At 60.3% G+C, this 15,747-nt stretch carries 15 protein-coding genes; 14 read left to right on the top strand and 1 reads right to left on the bottom strand.

From position 1 onward, the window contains the following. Nucleotides 1-5: 5 nt before the first annotated feature. The 3 genes from Q8S60_RS02860 to Q8S60_RS02870 are packed head-to-tail and all read left to right on the top strand — an operon-like array spanning nucleotide 6 to nucleotide 5,165. On the top strand, nucleotides 6-2,738 hold the full coding sequence (locus Q8S60_RS02860) for a lytic transglycosylase domain-containing protein (RefSeq protein ID WP_305668344.1): 2,733 nt from the start codon (nucleotides 6-8) through the stop codon (nucleotides 2,736-2,738). Continuing rightward, nucleotides 2,738-4,258 (top strand): hypothetical protein, encoded by a 1,521-nt coding sequence (locus tag Q8S60_RS02865; protein WP_305668345.1) that lies wholly within the window; start codon nucleotides 2,738-2,740, stop codon nucleotides 4,256-4,258. The genes Q8S60_RS02860 and Q8S60_RS02865 overlap by 1 nt, the downstream gene beginning before the upstream one ends. Continuing rightward, nucleotides 4,251-5,165, top strand: coding sequence for a hypothetical protein (locus Q8S60_RS02870; protein ID WP_305668346.1), 915 nt, complete (start codon nucleotides 4,251-4,253; stop codon nucleotides 5,163-5,165). Before Q8S60_RS02865 ends, Q8S60_RS02870 begins: the two co-directional genes overlap by 8 nt. On the opposite strand, the gene Q8S60_RS02875 is transcribed toward Q8S60_RS02870, so the two are convergent. Then, nucleotides 5,162-5,539, bottom strand: coding sequence for a hypothetical protein (locus tag Q8S60_RS02875; RefSeq protein WP_305668347.1), 378 nt, complete (start codon nucleotides 5,537-5,539; stop codon nucleotides 5,162-5,164). The two genes, Q8S60_RS02870 and Q8S60_RS02875, sit on opposite strands and share 4 nt — an antisense overlap. Before the next feature lie 182 nt (nucleotides 5,540-5,721). Between Q8S60_RS02875 and Q8S60_RS02880 the strand changes: the two genes are divergently transcribed. From Q8S60_RS02880 to Q8S60_RS02930, 11 genes are all read left to right on the top strand, one after another. Further along, on the top strand, nucleotides 5,722-6,771 hold the full coding sequence (locus tag Q8S60_RS02880) for a hypothetical protein (protein WP_305668348.1): 1,050 nt from the start codon (nucleotides 5,722-5,724) through the stop codon (nucleotides 6,769-6,771). Next, on the top strand, nucleotides 6,768-7,376 hold the full coding sequence (locus Q8S60_RS02885) for a hypothetical protein (RefSeq protein ID WP_305668349.1): 609 nt from the start codon (nucleotides 6,768-6,770) through the stop codon (nucleotides 7,374-7,376). Before Q8S60_RS02880 ends, Q8S60_RS02885 begins: the two co-directional genes overlap by 4 nt. Nucleotides 7,377-7,390: 14 nt before the next feature. After that, a complete protein-coding gene (locus Q8S60_RS02890; RefSeq protein ID WP_305668350.1) occupies nucleotides 7,391-8,518 on the top strand; it encodes a baseplate J/gp47 family protein in 1,128 nt (375 codons plus the stop codon). Further along, nucleotides 8,515-9,657, top strand: a complete 1,143-nt coding sequence (locus tag Q8S60_RS02895; RefSeq protein ID WP_305668351.1) for a hypothetical protein — start codon at nucleotides 8,515-8,517, stop codon at nucleotides 9,655-9,657. The genes Q8S60_RS02890 and Q8S60_RS02895 overlap by 4 nt, the downstream gene beginning before the upstream one ends. Nucleotides 9,658-9,712: 55 nt before the next feature. Beyond that, nucleotides 9,713-10,168, top strand: coding sequence for a hypothetical protein (locus Q8S60_RS02900; protein ID WP_305668352.1), 456 nt, complete (start codon nucleotides 9,713-9,715; stop codon nucleotides 10,166-10,168). 9 nt (nucleotides 10,169-10,177) lie between these two features. Continuing rightward, nucleotides 10,178-11,626: a hypothetical protein gene (locus tag Q8S60_RS02905; RefSeq protein WP_305668353.1), complete on the top strand. Its 1,449-nt coding sequence runs from the start codon at nucleotides 10,178-10,180 to the stop codon at nucleotides 11,624-11,626. 60 nt (nucleotides 11,627-11,686) lie between these two features. Continuing rightward, on the top strand, nucleotides 11,687-12,421 hold the full coding sequence (locus Q8S60_RS02910) for a 2OG-Fe(II) oxygenase (protein ID WP_305668354.1): 735 nt from the start codon (nucleotides 11,687-11,689) through the stop codon (nucleotides 12,419-12,421). 3 nt (nucleotides 12,422-12,424) lie between these two features. Further along, a complete protein-coding gene (locus Q8S60_RS02915; RefSeq protein WP_305668355.1) occupies nucleotides 12,425-13,189 on the top strand; it encodes a TylF/MycF/NovP-related O-methyltransferase in 765 nt (254 codons plus the stop codon). A gap of 72 nt (nucleotides 13,190-13,261) precedes the next feature. After that, nucleotides 13,262-14,608: a hypothetical protein gene (locus Q8S60_RS02920; RefSeq protein ID WP_305668356.1), complete on the top strand. Its 1,347-nt coding sequence runs from the start codon at nucleotides 13,262-13,264 to the stop codon at nucleotides 14,606-14,608. A gap of 18 nt (nucleotides 14,609-14,626) precedes the next feature. Further along, a complete protein-coding gene (locus Q8S60_RS02925) occupies nucleotides 14,627-14,965 on the top strand; it encodes a hypothetical protein (protein WP_305668357.1) in 339 nt (112 codons plus the stop codon). Then, nucleotides 14,962-15,741, top strand: coding sequence for a hypothetical protein (locus tag Q8S60_RS02930; RefSeq protein ID WP_305668358.1), 780 nt, complete (start codon nucleotides 14,962-14,964; stop codon nucleotides 15,739-15,741). Before Q8S60_RS02925 ends, Q8S60_RS02930 begins: the two co-directional genes overlap by 4 nt. Nucleotides 15,742-15,747 lie beyond the last annotated feature (6 nt).

A 15,747-nucleotide genomic window follows, 5' to 3' on the forward strand; every position in this document is an offset into this window, starting at 1 on the left:
CGGGAATGTCCCAGAAAATTGACATCGGCGTAAACGCCAATACCGGCCAGGCGGAAGCCTCGGTAAAGGGTATTGAGCGCGCGGCTGACGGCGTTGCGGAAGCCCTTGCCAATGTCAATAAGCAGGCTCGCGCGGCCGCCGACGGTATCAAGGACGTCGAGACGCAGTCTCAACGTCTCAAGAACACTCAGTCGATATTGCAGCGCGAACTTGGCCGAGACATTTCGAGCCGCGATGCTGACCACTTCCTGAAGAGTTTTGACCGCCTTCGTTCCGGCCGTGGAATTGGAAGCCGAAACGTCCGCGGCTTCAATGATTTCGAGAGCTGGTATCAGGGGCACAGCGGCATTTTCAAGAACCCCGGCGATGCCGCCGCGCATCGTCGGCGCGTGCTTGCTATGGGCATGCAGGGGACGAGCTACGCCGCGAATTACGGGGCACCGACGGGATCGCATAACGACGACGACGGCAGGTCGCAGCCCGTTGGAATGGACTTCGGTAGGGGCGTGCAGCGCGCGCAATCGACGGCTATGGCGTTCGGCAAGAGCATGCTCGCGCTTGCCGGACTGCACTCCATTGTCGGGATGGCTGGATCGGCCGCCGACATGGCAACCGAGGAGAACGTCGGCCTCGACACACTGAAGCGGGCCGCAGGCGATCTCACGACTGACTTCCAGAAGCTTCGGGATGAGGTGCGCGGCTCGACCGACGGTCTTGGCGTCACCTATGTCGAGGCGGCGCGTCTCAGTCAGCAATTCGCCAAGACGGCCGGCAACCTCGAACGCGTCAACATCGCTGGAAATGTGCGAACCGGTATCGGTTTCAGCCGCTCCTACGGTCTCGATCCGACCGAAGGCGTCCAGTTCTTCGGCACCATGAAGCGCCTCGGGGCGACCGGCGGGGATGAGCAAAGCGCGCGGAAGCTCGCGCTCATGATCGGCGATGCGGTAAACGAGGGCGGGTATCTCGGGAAGGCCGATGAAATCCTTGGGGCAGTGGCCGACTACGCCACGCAAATCACGAGGATCACCCTCGCGACGCCAAACGTCGGTGACTATGCGGCGATGCTCACATCCCTGATCAAGACCGGCCTGCCCGGCTTGGATCCTCAGGGGGCTGCAGCGCTTCTGAATGCCGCCGACGCATCGGTGCGCCGTGGTGGCGGTATGGGCGAGGCCGGCCTGAATTTCAGCTACGCGGCCATTCGGCGCTCGTCTCCCGGAATCGACCCTGTGTCTGCCCAGGCGATGATGAGTGGTGGCCTCTTTGGCACGACGGAGAATACGTTCGGCGCTGGCACTGCGCTTGGGGACTGGTACGGCGCGCGCGGCATCGCCACGCCACGCTCGTCCAATGTAACGAACTTCGAGAAGATGCGCGGTCTCATGCGGCGCCAGTATGGAAGCAGCCCGTATTATCTGGACGCGATGAAGAATTTCTTCGGTCTGTCGTCGGTTCAACAGGCCGCGGCGCTCGACAACATGAACCCCTCGGATTTGACCGCCTCACAACGGTTGCTAGGCAATGCCGGCGTCGACATATCACGGCTGTCGGCGAGTGGAATACAGGGTGTCTCCTCGATCGCCGGCGCACGCGGTATGGGCGATTTGACCTCGATCTACGCGAGGACGATGGGCCGCTCTGATATTTCAGGCGCCGATCGCGGGAACCTGAGCGCCGCCTTCAAAACTGGCGACGTCGAAAAGTTGCGTCATGCTCTGGTTCGGGTCGTTGGCACGTATGACCAGGAAAAGACTGAGGGTAGCGAGACGCGCCAGTCAATCTCCGATCTCAAAAATGAACTCACGCGTATCGGTGGCTCTCTGCTGTTTCCTCTCAATGCCATTCGCGACGGCGTGACCATGATGTCAATGGCTCTGGCTCCTGAGGAGTACAAGCGCCGGATGCAGGACCAGAAGGACGCAAGCACCGACTACGCCGCGATCTACCGCGCCCGCGGCGGCCGCGCGCCGGGGTTCTTGGACAGCGCAATGGCCGGTGACAAGGCGCGGTACGAAAAAATGAAAGCCGCCGGCGATGGGCCGGTCAATCTTGACGATGTCATTGCCAAGCCGGAGCAAGCCCGCGCCACGCTCGATCCGGCGAACTACGCCTATGAGATGGCCCGTCGGCAGGCGGTGCAAAAGATGATTGAGAAGGATTTCGGGGTCTCCAGTGCGACTGTGCCTCAATCGTGGCTCGATGAGATGTCTGAAACCGATCGGCTGCTCGGGCTGCCGGCCGGCATGTCGGCGCGGCAGATTGGCAAGGAAAGCAGCTTCGATCCGAACGCGGTGAACGTGAAGAGCGGAGCGATTGGGCTGGCGCAGGTTATGCCGTCGACGCTCGCGGCCTTGAATAAGAGGTTCGGGCGCGTTCTCGATCCGACGGACCCAATGGATGCGCTTCTGATCCATCGCGAGGTGATGCGCGAGAACAAGGCTCGCTTCGGTAGCGACGCCGATGCCCTCCGAGCTTACAACGCCGGCTGGGACAAGAGTAAATGGAACAATACGGAGACCAACGACTATGTCGACACGATCATGGGGGCGACGCCGATGCCGGGTGCGGCTCCAGGTGGCGGCAATGGCGGCGGCGAGTACACAGTCAGCTTCGCCGGCGAGGTGAACCTGCCGGTGAAGGATAGCCGTGGCGCTGAAATCGGCTCCGCGACGATTCGTCCGTTCGTCTCCGGTCGCCCGGCCGGCTCGCTCAACCAATCGCAGTGGGTTCGCTGATGGCGATACCTACCTTCATGCCGCAAATCTCCGTTGTCCTGAAGAAGAATATCGGACGCGGGACGGTCGCCGGAACGATTGCTGCGTCCGAACGGTTCAAGGGGACTGCGCGAGAAATCGACCTGACGCCATATCTCTGGGAAAGTGGGCCTGTCGTTGTCGACAAGTCCGTGCGCCAGCCCGCCGGCATGTTCTCGATCACGCTTGGCGACAAGATGGCGGCTGGAGAGTTTGAGTCGCTCTACGGTCTGATCGAGCCTATGGACGTCATTGAAATCCGGATGGCGCGCAACACTTCAAAGTATCTCGGGGCTGGCTTCAAAAAGAACATGCCGATCAAGATGCGGGGGTTTGTTACCCGCATTGGACGCGATGAGGTCATGGGGGAAAGCGGCCCGACACGCGCGATCATCGTCACCGGCCACGACTACGGCAAGATATTGCAGATTATGCAAATTGCCTATCTTCCGAACGAGGTCACGGGGCAGCGGTTGCTTACCTATTTCAAGTTCTTCGAAAATTACGGCATCGGTGCTGAGCCGGACAAGCCGTCGTCGGCGTTTGTCGAAGAGGTGGTGCGCGAGGTGCTGAATCCATTTCTGGCGGACATGCGCGCGGCCGCAACGAAAAGCGACGTGTCCTCTGGCGTGTCTCCGGTTCTCGACATTATCGCGGACGCCAGCGTCACAAAGGGCGTCATCAGTCCGTTCGGCACCAACCAATGGCCTGGCGGCACGATTTACGACATGCTCACCCACTACGGCGACGTTGGCCCCTGGAACGAAATGTTCGTTGAGGATCGCGAAGACGCGCCATATCTCGTCTACCGGCCGAATCCGTTCAAGGATCCGTCGGGTACGCTCATACAGGAAATGAGAAAGGCACCTGCCTCGGTAACGGTCTATGACGAGGAAGTGGCGGTGCTGAGTGTCGCCCGCGACGATGCGGCCGTGTCCAATTATTATTGGGTCAACGCGCAGTCATATTCTCTGATCGGCGATCCGATGCTTCGCGTCGCGGCCGCAAACTCACAGCCGGCCGCGTCCTTTTACCTCGCCGATTATCCGAACAGTTCGCCGTTCCTCTACGGCTTCAGGCGGATGGAGGTGCAGACACAGCAGGGCCCGCGGATTGACGGTCAGGCGGAGGCGGTCTTTGAGTCCGGGCAGGCGTCCGGACTGGAGTTCATCTCCGATCGCCGCGCCATTCTGGTTGCGAACAACCGAGACAATGTCGTGTTTGAAAGTGGTTTCTCCCGAATTCGCGGCCGCGAGGACATGAATCCAGGCATGACGATGAAGCTCGTTCGCGGGACGGATGCCGTCGGGGCGGCGCGCGGCGAAGGTGTGACCTCAGAGTTCTATGTCCCGGCCGTTCGGCAGGAGTTCGTTCCGTTTCACGGCTACACGACAACGCTGACGCTGGAGCGAGGGACGGGATTCATAGAGCGCGTTCAACGCGACGGCGGGGCAAATCCGCCATATCTCTCTGAGAAGCGTATGGGTGGTGTCTATGCGTGACGGTCTGCGTATCGCAAAAGTTGCGAAGATTCACCCGAGCGGCCATGCCGCTGACATTCTGTTTCTCGACGACAACTCGCGCGTGCCTATGGTTCAGATTATGGCTGGCGCCGCGAGCACGGACAGCGGCATCAACGATCTCGCGTCACCGACGGTCGGGGCAGCCGGAGATCCATACGATCCAGCGCAGACGAAGAAAAGGGACATCTACGCCATTGTCGGCAGCATCGCCGGCGGCACGCCTATCGTGCTTGGCTTCCTGTACCCTCAAGTCTGCCAAATGCTCTTCTCCGATATGAACCGCCGTGTCGTTCGACACGCGAGCGATGTTTACGAGACGACGGATGCGGATGGGAACCATGAATTCTACCATCCGAGCGGGACATATTTCCGGGTGGGCACCTCGCCGGCGCATGAGGATCTGACCGGCAAGGATTTCGACAAGAAGTGGAGTATCGAGAGGAACAAGGACAAGGCGGTCCACGTTCACCTTGAGCTGAAGAGCGCAGGCGAGACGAAAGTCCTGATCGATGCCGCGCCGAACGGCAATGTCACCGTCCAGCATGTCGGCGATTTGACCTGCGAGACGGGCGGGAACGCTACTGTCACCGTGGCCGGGACAACTGTTCTGAATTCGTCGGGTGCCGTCTCTGTCAACTGCCCGGTGAGCGTCACCGTCGACACGCCTCAGGCCACATTCAAGGGCAGGGTGAATGTCGAGGGGCTGTTCACCTATGAGGCCGGACTGATAGGGCATGGCGACAATGGCACCGGCAACGCAGGGTCGATCACCGGCACCTTGCGCACGTCGTCTGGCGACATGATTGCCGATGGCGTGAGCCTGAAGACGCATCCGCACGCCAATGGCGGCGGCATCGGCCCATCCGGGCTCCCAATCCCCAGCTAGTTGTTCATGGGCTTCCCGGCCCTGAATAGCATGTCGTCTGTGCGGTAGTCGTAGAAGGTGGCAAGGCAGTATCCGAGGTCTGAGACGTAGACGGACGTCATGCGTCCCCCAACGGGGTCGCCAACGGCCGTGAACCGAACGACATCCACCCGACCGTCCACCATGTCTTGTCGGTCGAAGACGACTTCGGCCTTGAATTTAGTCCTCATGTACGCCTCGGCTTCTGAAATCAGGTCTCTTGACCAGGGGCGGCATCCTTGTGACGGCGACTGACGCGACCAGTCCATAAGCCAGAACGGCTCTGCGGCCGCCGGCGCTGCGGTGAGGATGAGGAGGGAGGCAACTATCGCTGAGAGACGCATTTTCGGGCCCATGAGGCGGTTTCTCCGATTAATGTTCCATATTCCGTTGTCCCTGCCAAGTGATTGCCGCTCGGTGGCGATTGGGGTCGTGATCGCATACTGAGAAAATGGCTCCAACGTCACAAAAAGCAGGGGATCGGCCGATCTCCTTCCTCCTTTCCGATGGTTACACCGGGAAGCTGACGAGCGTTGAGATGGTGATACGGCCCGAGGATTTGACGAGGATCGAGCCCTCGCGGCTTTCCGTGACGCAGACTCTCGGCGGGGCGTGGGCGGATGGCTTCGGCCCCGGCATTTCAACCATCAGCATTTCCGGTCACACCGGCTGGCGCGGCGGGCTCGGGGCGGATGGCGCGGCCTCCTTCGCGAAGCTGCGGGACATCGTTTTCGTCGAGTGGCACCGCCTTCGGGAACAGGCCAAGGAAGTTGGGCAGGATCCCGACGTCGTGAAACTGATTTTTTCAGACGCTCTCGACAATATCGTTAACGTCGTCGCGCCGGGACAAATGGTTCTGAAGAGGAACCGAAATCGTCCCCTCCTGATGATGTATCAGATTCCGTTGACGGTTCTCGCCGACCGCCTCGACGATGAAACGCGTGATGCTATCGGACTAGGCGCCGGCGCCGACGATCTCGGCCTTGACAGTCTCGCGGACAGCCTTGCTCGGCTTGAGGAGTATGCGGCGTCCGTGCGCGACTTCATTGATGCCAACCTGATCGGCCCTGTGACGGAGTTCATGAACCTCGCCAATACGGCGATCGCGCGCGCGATGGATGCAATCTCGACCTCGAAGGGCATCATCAGCGCTCAGGCAAACCAGTTTATTGCCTTCGCCTCGGATATAGCGGCGGTTGGCCGCAATGCGTTCAATATGTACAACGCCGTCGTCAACATGCCTGACTATCTCCGGTTTCAGGTGTCGCGGGTGTCGAGCGCGTTTTCGAACGTGTTCTGCGTCTTCCAGAACGTCTTTCGCAGGACGCGTCTCTACCCCGACTATTCCGACGTCTACGGGGCCTCGAACTGCTCGTCCACGAGCGGTGGTTCGCCGCTGAGCCCGCTCCGCTTCGGCAATACGTTCGACCAAATCACAAGCGACTTTTCGTCACCGGTATCGGTTTCCGCTGAAGCATCGGCGGACATCATCTGGCTGAAGAAATCTGACCCTGTCCTGTTTCCATCGACGGTGAGTGACATTGGATCGCGCCTTCGGTCGATCGGAAGCGGAGTGTCGTTCACATGACAGACAAAGCGCTCACCGGCTTCCGCCTGGTAGAGATTCAGCACAACGACACTTTGCAGGAAATCGCCGCCAGAGAATTGGGCGACGCGGAGCGCTGGCCGGAAATCATCGCAATAAATGGTCTGGCTCATCCATATCTGACTGGCGACGCCGGCGCGGCGAGTACCACGGTTCGTCTGTACGGATCGCTCCTGCTCGTTCCTTCGGCGACGATACAGGTCGCGGCCGATGTCGACGAAGACTCCGTATATGGCGTCGACGTTGCCCTCCCGGAGGGGCGCCTTGAGGCCGAAGACGGGGACATCGTGCTTATCAGGGGGCGCGCCAACCTGCGGCAGGCTCTGACGCACAAGATCGGTACGGCCCTGCGTGAACTTCTCTACCACCCAACATACGGATGCGGTGTGTGGCGGCTCAAGGGCGTCACAAATGGACCAACGTCCGGGCTGCTTTCGGCTCAATTTGTGAAGGACGCAGTGATCTCGGATGACCGCGTCGACACAGTGAAGTCGTCTATCGCCTCTGTGAAGGGGGATGCAATCGAGGTCTCAACGATCGCCATGCCGATAGCCGGTACATCCATCGACCTCCACCTGCTCACCTGATCGGAGAATTAGAAGTGGCCGGTTTTCAAATCAAGAACTTCACGTCGATCGTCGCGTCGATGATCAACCATATGAAGGGGACGCAGAACAAGGTCACCGACTTTCGCGTCGGTTCGGTCGTTCGGACGCTTGTCGAGGCGCCGGCTATAGAAATCGAAGAGCTGTACCAGCAAATGTTCAACGGCCTGACCCAGGCCATTCCCGTGGCGACGTACAGGTCGTTCAATTTCGATGCTCTTGAGGCGGTGGCGGCGACTGGTCTTATTCAGGTGGTCGTTACCTCCTCCGAGGATGACGTGATCATTCAGGCCGGCTCGTCATTCAAGGTCGATGGTGTGCCAGTGACCTATGTGTCGATCGGCGACACGACAATCGACGCCGGAGACACGACGGCGAATATTCTCGTGGCCGCCAGCACGGCGGGAACTGCAGGAAATGTAGAGGCTGGTCAGGGGTTCACCGTGAATCCGGTCCCACAAGGGTTTGTCAGCGCCACAAACGCGATCGGGTTCCTAAACGGGCGAGACGAGGAGACCGCAGACCAGCGGAAGCAAAGGTTCAATGACTACATCGCCACCCTTCAACGCGGGACAGTAGAGTCGATCAAATACGGTCTGAAAACGGCTTCTCTGTCGAACGCCGACGGTATCCAGACTGAACGGGTTGCGGCCGCGTCAATCGTGGAGCCATACGTCGACGACATCACCGAACCGACCGGTCTGGTAAACGCCTACATTCACAATGGTGTCGGCGGAACCTCGGCCGAACTCGTCACCAAAGCCCAGAAGATTGTCGACGGGTACAGGGACGTCAACGGGAATCCAGTTCCGGGATGGAAGGCGGCCGGCGTCGTCGTCAATGTTGCGGCGGCGACGGAAGTCGAGATTGACGTCACGGGGATACTCACCGGGAGGCCTGGGTATTCCATCTCGAACCTGATCGCACTTTCCGAGTCTGTTCTTAGCACCTACATCCGCAGCCTCGATAACGGGGAGACGTTCCTTCGTGCTCGTGCGATCGCGCTCGTAATGGCGATACCAGGCGTATCAAATTTCGTTCCATCTCTGCCGGCAACCGATCTCACTTCAGACGTTCCGGAGAAATATGTCCCCGGCGCGTTCGATATTTCGGAGGCGGCATGAGACTGACGAAGAAGCTTCTCCGTTTTCTGAACAGGGTGTTCGATACGGAGCCCTCGCCCTTCCTTGCACTGCGTCTGGAATACGCAGGCGACGGCCTTTCATGGGTCATACAGGATGGGGTATTCACCGCGACGCCTGATGGTGAAGTCGTGGTTCCGCTTGAAATCGCGCTGGCAGACTACACGCTTCAAAGTCTCGCCGATTTCATCTCGGATCAAGATGGCTACACGGTTGCCTACATCGACGGCAGTCCGAAGAAAAACCTGTCCGCGCTCATGTTGCTCGACGGCTCTGGAGACCTTGCTGTCACAAACGGCGGCCATCTCTACGGCTTCGAAAGCCTCCTGTATTCGTATTTTGAGGCGAACGCCGTCGAACTCGCGCTTGCCGAGCAACAGATAGCGGCGATGCCGCAGCAAATGAACGTCAACGATGCGAGCGGATACTGGCTCGACGTTCTCGGCGATTATTACGGCGTGTTGCGGTCAAGCGTCGTCGTCAGTTCCGAGGTCGTTCCCGAGCCTGACTGGATATATGGTCCGCGGATCATTCAGGAGGTATTGCGGCCGCGCAGCAACAACATCGCGCTTGAGATGGCGATCAAGGCCGCGACTGGCGGGCAGGAGGCGCGCGTCGTCGACGCTCCGCTCTATGATGACGCCATTCCCAGGCATGATGCGTCGATCTCCTATGACGGAGAGAACTTCCACAACAGCACGGCGAAGCTGAGCTACAACCTCTTCGATGTCGAGTACCAGTTCGACCTGGAGGGGACTGAGGATATTGGGCCGTTCGCGGCGCGGGTGACGGAGACGATCAACAAATTCCGCGCCGCCGGCACGCATTTGCGCAGTCTTGTGCTCAAGGGGAGCAACCTTTCAGACGCGGTTGGGGTGGCGGTGGACTCGTTCCACACAATGCAGGTGTCCCCGGAACTTTCCGACTCCGTTGACGAGGCGAGCGAACTTCTGTCGTCGCTGCCAGTGTCTATGCAGCCGCTGGTGGACACTGTTGAGGAGGATACTGAGGAGGACGCATCGCTCGAATTGTCGTTCTCGACGACGTTCGACGGATTCCGGTCATACGATGGGTCGATATACTTTGCCTCAGGCGGAGATGCCGTGACCGAGGCGCTGTAGCCTTCTGACCGTGTCGTGACGGGATACTTCGGGTGGTACATATCCGAGGATTCCGATGCACAACCCATTTCGGTTTGAAGACTATTCGAGGGCACCGAACGGTCTGTTTTCACTCGACGTCTTCCGTCACGGAAAGCTCATTGAGCATTTCGAGGACAAGAACCTGATCGTTAACGGCAGCAAGGCCGTAAACGCGCGGTTGATCGGTGGTGACGTTACGAACCGCAGCATCACGCAGATTGGGTTCGGGACGAGCGGCACCGCACCGGCGGGCGGAAACACTGTGCTCACGAGCGCCTACACCAAGGCTGTCGACGCCGTGACGTATCCCGTCGAGGGAACCGTCCAGTTCGCGTTCTCTCTCGGCACTGGCGAGGCGAACGGCAAGGCAATTCTGGAATTCGGCCTCTTCACCGCCGCCGGCACGCTTTACGCGCGCAAGGTGCGCTCCGCTGCTCTCAATAAAGAGAGCGACATCAGCCTGCTTGGCACTTGGCAGATAACCTTCTGAGGATTGGTGATGGCTAACCAGCCTGAAGAAGCAGTATACGCCGCCGGCGTATTCCAGCTTGAGACGTCGACGTTGGCGCTCGGCGGAGTCGGTGGCCCGGCGAATACGCCGCTGCTCAACCTCGCCAACCGCACCGCTTACCTCAAGTCGCACATGGATGCGCTTGAAGCGGGAACAGTTATTCCACCAACCGTAGCTCCCCTCAACTCTCCCGCCCTTACCGGTACGCCGACCGCCCCAACGGCAGCGATAGGCACCAACACGGACCAGATCGCGACAATGGCCGCGTTGAAAGCTGCGGCCGACGCGCTGCTAGACGCCGCCCCAGGCACTCTGGACACGCTTAAAAAATTGGCGTCTGCCATTGCCGATGATCCGAACTTTGCCACGACGATGGCAACCGCGCTGGCTGGAAAGCTGGGAAAGAGCGGGGACACAATGACGGGGGCGCTCGTGATCGCCCTCTCAGCACTGCAGTTGACCTTGCGGAACAGCAACAACACGGCGGATTCAGTAGTCGAACATACGCGGTTTCTGCGCGGCAGCGGTGCCGGCGTCAGGGCGGCGCTTCGGTCTGTGCGGGGTGCGACAAACGCGGTTGGAGACGTTTATCTGACGTTCCTTTCGGCGGCCGATGCAGTGCTTCAGCAATACACATTTGGAGCGGACGGCAAGCTGCTTCTCCCGACCGATCCCACCGCAGCGCTCGGTGCGGCGACCAAGCAGTATGTCGACGCGACGGTCATAACGCAGATCGTCAGCGGCTACCGAAACCTCAAGATCGTGTCGGCGGATGGCGGCACGTCGAGCATCATCACCTGTGCCGCGATCACGCTTGAGGGGGCAGGGGGGGTCGGAAAGCGGTTCGATTCTGTGAATAAGACCCTCAACCTGGCGAATTCCGGCGACGGCGGTATCGACACTGGCTCTGTGGCTTCTGGCAATTGGTATTATGAGTGGATCATCGGTAAGGCTGACGGGACCGTCGACGTGCTGGGGTCACTGTCGTCGACCGCGCCGACCATGCCATCCGGCTACACTTACAAGGCCTATGTCGGGGCTGTTCTGACGAAGAGCGGATCGGCGGTTCTGGTCGGGTCGATCCACTACGGCAATATGGGATATCGCACCGCGACGCCGCTGCCAAAGATGATTTCGGGGTCGAGCGGGAATGTATCGACCGGACCAAGAATGGCGGTGGCTGTGGCGGATTATGTTCCGCCTACTGCAAGCCATATCCTCGGCATCGTTAACGGCGGCGGGGGTATCACGTTGGTGGCGCCCAACAACACATACGGCGCCTATAACTCCACGACCAATGCCGCTCCAGCAAAGGAAGAAACCGATACCAGCGGGCAGTTCTGCCTTGCCCTCGAAAGTTCCAACATCTACTACGCTTCGAGCGGGGATAGCAGGGCTGGTCTCTATGCAACGGGTTGGAGAGACAATAACCTCTGAACGGCGGCTTGACGGCGGCCATCCCTGACGCCACTGTGGCGTTTTTGCGGGGGTGCCGTCGTGCGGATCAACTATCAGCGCCTGTTCGACATGGGGAGTGAGCATGCGGGAGCCTTCAGGACCGCATCGCCCTTCCCGAGCGTCTGTCTCGACGGGCTTTTCGAGCCGTCCGAGTACGAAGTGATCGCCAGTTGCTTCCCGGACCCAACGAGCGATGTCTGGAAGAAGCCCGAGAACATCCATACCAAGGGAAAGTACGTCACTCGCCGCGGCGATGACGATTTGAAAGAGCTTCTGTTCGACGATGCCGCGCGGCAGGTTCTCGCGGAACTGAACAGCGGGCCTTTCCTCCGCTTTCTGGAGCTGCTGACCGGCATCAAGGGCCTCATCGGAGACCCATACCTGGCTGAGGGCGGCTTTCATTGTAGTGAGGATGGCGGCTATCTCGACATCCACGCGGATTTCAGCCATCACGACGCGCTCGGGCTGGAGCGGCGGCTTAACCTGATCATCTATCTGAACGAGGGCTGGTTGCCAGAGTATGGCGGCGCGCTCTCTCTCTACGACCTCGACCTGAATCCGGTCGCCAGTTTCTTGCCGGTGGCGAACCGGGCCGCGATCTTCGAGACCAGTGATACCAGCTATCACGGGCACCCGGAACCGATGAAGCTGCCCGCCGGGGTATACCGGCGGTCGATTGCGCTCTACTACTACTCGCTCCCAACCGGGCGTGAGAAGTCGAGGATCGTATTCCCGAAAGACCGCGCCTTCTCGCACCAAACGACGGAGGCCTAAGAGATGAGCGATCGCGCGGCCTATTCCAACCAGAACGACGCCGAGGACGCGGCTCAGGGCCTTCTTGAAGCTATCGCCAGGTCGGACCTCCTGCCCGCCGGCGAGTTGCTGAGAAACATCGGACTATTCCTTCGGCAGAAGGATCTGGCTCATATCCTTTTCATGGCCGACCTCTACCGGCGTATCGTCGACGTGCCCGGATACATCGCGGAGTTCGGGGTCATGTGGGGCCGCAACCTCTCGCTGCTGATGGCGATGCGCGAATGCTTCGAGCCCTACAATCACACCCGGAAGATCGTCGGTTTCGATACTTTCGCGGGGTTCGTTGGCACGACGACGGAAGATCACGGCGACAAGCCTAAAGAGGGGATGCACGGCGCGGGCGATTACGGCGTAGCGGCCGGTTACGAGAAGACGCTGGCCGACATCCTGAGCGCCCACCAGAACACCGCTCACCTGGCACACGTCAAAAAGTTCGAGATTGTAAAGGGCGACGTGACCGAGACCCTGCCGCGCTGGATGAAGAACAACCCGCATGCGGTGTTCGCCTTCTGCTACCTCGATCTCGACCTTTATGAGCCGACAAAGGCGGTGCTGCAGCAGGTCAAGGGGCGGCTCGTCAAGGGCTCGGTTCTCGCTTTCGACGAGGTTCTGAACCCGAGCTATCCAGGTGAAACGGTGGCGCTTGATGAAATGTTCGGCATTCCCAACATGCGCCTGCTGAGAACGCCGTTGAGCGGATGGAAGACGTTCTGGGTCGTTGAGTAACCATCAACTCTCAACCACCGCGCAGCATCGTCGTGACGGGATACTTCGACTCTTAGCAAGTCGAGGAATGCCGTGGCTAACCAGCCTGAAGAAGCAGTATATGACGAGGGCGTCTACCAGATCGAGATTACCGATCCGGTGCAGGGCGCGCTTGGCGGTCTTGACAACAAGCCGCTCCTGAATCTCGCCAACCGGACGGCATGGCTGAAGCAGCACGTCGATGCGCTGGAATCCGGCTCAAATATTCCCGTTACCTACGCGCCTATCAACTCCCCCTCGTTCACGGGCTCCCCCGCTGCCCCGACGCCGCCCGTCGGCGATGACACGACGAAAATCCCGACCACGGCGTTTGTGCAGACGGCCGTTGGGGGCATGGTGACGGTCGACGTTAGCGGCAATTCCAACGTGACGCTGACGGCCGCGAAATGGGGCGCCTCAACGATCATCCTGATCGGCGCGCAAACGGGGAACTTGAATGTCGTATTCCCGACCCGCGGCGACCGTTGGCTGGTTGTCAACGCCACGACGGGAACCGGAACGATAACCTGTAAAACTGCGGCTGGGTCCGGCGTCCAGGTCGTGCGTGGGATGTCGGCTCCGATATTCTGCGACGCCGTCAACGCCTATTTCGAGCGAACGGATTTCACGAACGTCGCGCTGACGGGAGTCCCGACCGCGCCGACCGCGCCGGACGCTACCGACACCGATCAGATCGCGTCGACTAAATACGTCCAGAACACCTACCGGACGTTCGCGCCGATTGACTCTCCGACGTTTACCGGCGTGCCGGCTGGCCCGACGCCGGCGGCCGGCGACAAATCCACGAAGTTCGCGACCACGGCGTTCGTGCAGGATACGGCGCCTCCGGTCGGCGGCATCATCATGTATTCAGGGCTGATCGCCGACATTCCGCTGCCGTGGCGGCTGTGCGATGGCACCAATGGAACTCCGGACCTGCGCGATAAGTTCATCGTCGGCGCACGCTCCGACCATGACGGCACGGCAAAAACAAACATCACCGGGGCGCTCACCAAGTCCGGAGGATCTGTCTCCGGCGTGACGGCTGGGGGCGGCGAGCATAATCATGCTGGGTTCACCGGATCGCACGTCCTCACATTGAATGAGATGCCTAGCCACAGGCACCTTCAATATTCAAGCGTCACGGCAACCAGCTCAAATTCTCTCGGCCTTGCTGCGGGCAATGCTCCGGCCTTCGCGGCAACGCTCGGGTTCGACAACAATGGCTATTTTACGGTATCGCGGTCTGATGCTGGAGAGCCAACCATTGGCCGAACTTCACCCAGCGGCGGGGCCGATGCACATAATCACTCAATCGCGGCCGCTGGTACTCACACCCACACCATCCCGAGCGTTCTGCCGCCATACGTCGCGCTCGCCTTCATCATGAGAACCGCATAGAGCGGGCTGGGATAGAACATGACCATTTCACCGAAACCGATGATGCCGCGCGACTCATACAATGCACCAATCCCGGCTCTGCGTGCTCGGAACGGCGGCGCCAAGAAGGGCACGGCTGGATCGTCCTCTACCCGCATCGGTCCCTTCGAGAGTGGGACGGCTGTGATCTCGATCTACGCACCGGCCGACATTCGGTACGAAGTCGGCGGGGACAGCATCGTTGCGGTCCTGGCGACCTCCCATCTCCTCGCCGCAGGCGAGCGGCTTGTAGTTGCGCTGCGGCCGACGGATACGCATATCGCGATCATCCGCGTCGGCGATGCTGACGTCGCGGTCGACGTGTCGGAGCTGGAATGAGCCGCCTCGGACTTGGGCTGCCGCTCGCCGGCATGAGGGCGAGGATATCAGCGCCGGCGATCGTCACGGTGCCGGCGATGTTCTTGCCGACCGATTACGGCGCCAAGCTGCGCGGGTGGCCTGATGCGGGGCGGGCGGAGTATCTCACGATCAACGGCGGACGCATTGCCGGGCTCGTCGATCCGATCGCCGAGGTCGAGTTCACGCAGGCCTTCTCCTCGCAGCGGCCTATCCAGCAGGGAAAGAACGCCGCCTTCGACAGCAACGACGATTTTCTCAACTACGAGGGTATGGCCTGGGGTAGTGACCCGTTCGAAATTCAGGCGCTCGTGCGGCAGGACGCGCTGGCGGCCTCGACGGGACGCCGCCAGATAGTCGGCTACGGCGGCGCGGGTTCGGTCGGACAGTGCCGTCTCGGCCGTATCGTATCGGGCGGCGTAAATCGCGGCGAGATGGTCACCGCCACGACGGTCGGAGGGGCCGTCACCGTTGCCGGTAGCACCGTCGACCTGAGCGGCATTCATCATCTGAACGGGAGGTTTGCGGCCGACAGCAATACTCTGACGGTAGACGGCAATGTGAACGGGCCCTTCCCGTCGGTGCTGGAGGTCGGCACTGTGCGGACGCGGATCGGCGCCTCGTCTCTCAATACAGCAGGCAACATTTGGCACGGCCTCTGGCGTGCTTCCGTCATCACCGACCTTCTCGACCCAGAAGAATACGAGGCACTTGAGTCGTGGCGGCAGATGTGCCTCGCCGACATCCCCGCCGCATGAGTAGAA

The organism is Parvibaculum sp., assembly GCF_030694575.1.
Taxonomy (GTDB): Bacteria; Pseudomonadota; Alphaproteobacteria; order Parvibaculales; family Parvibaculaceae; genus Parvibaculum.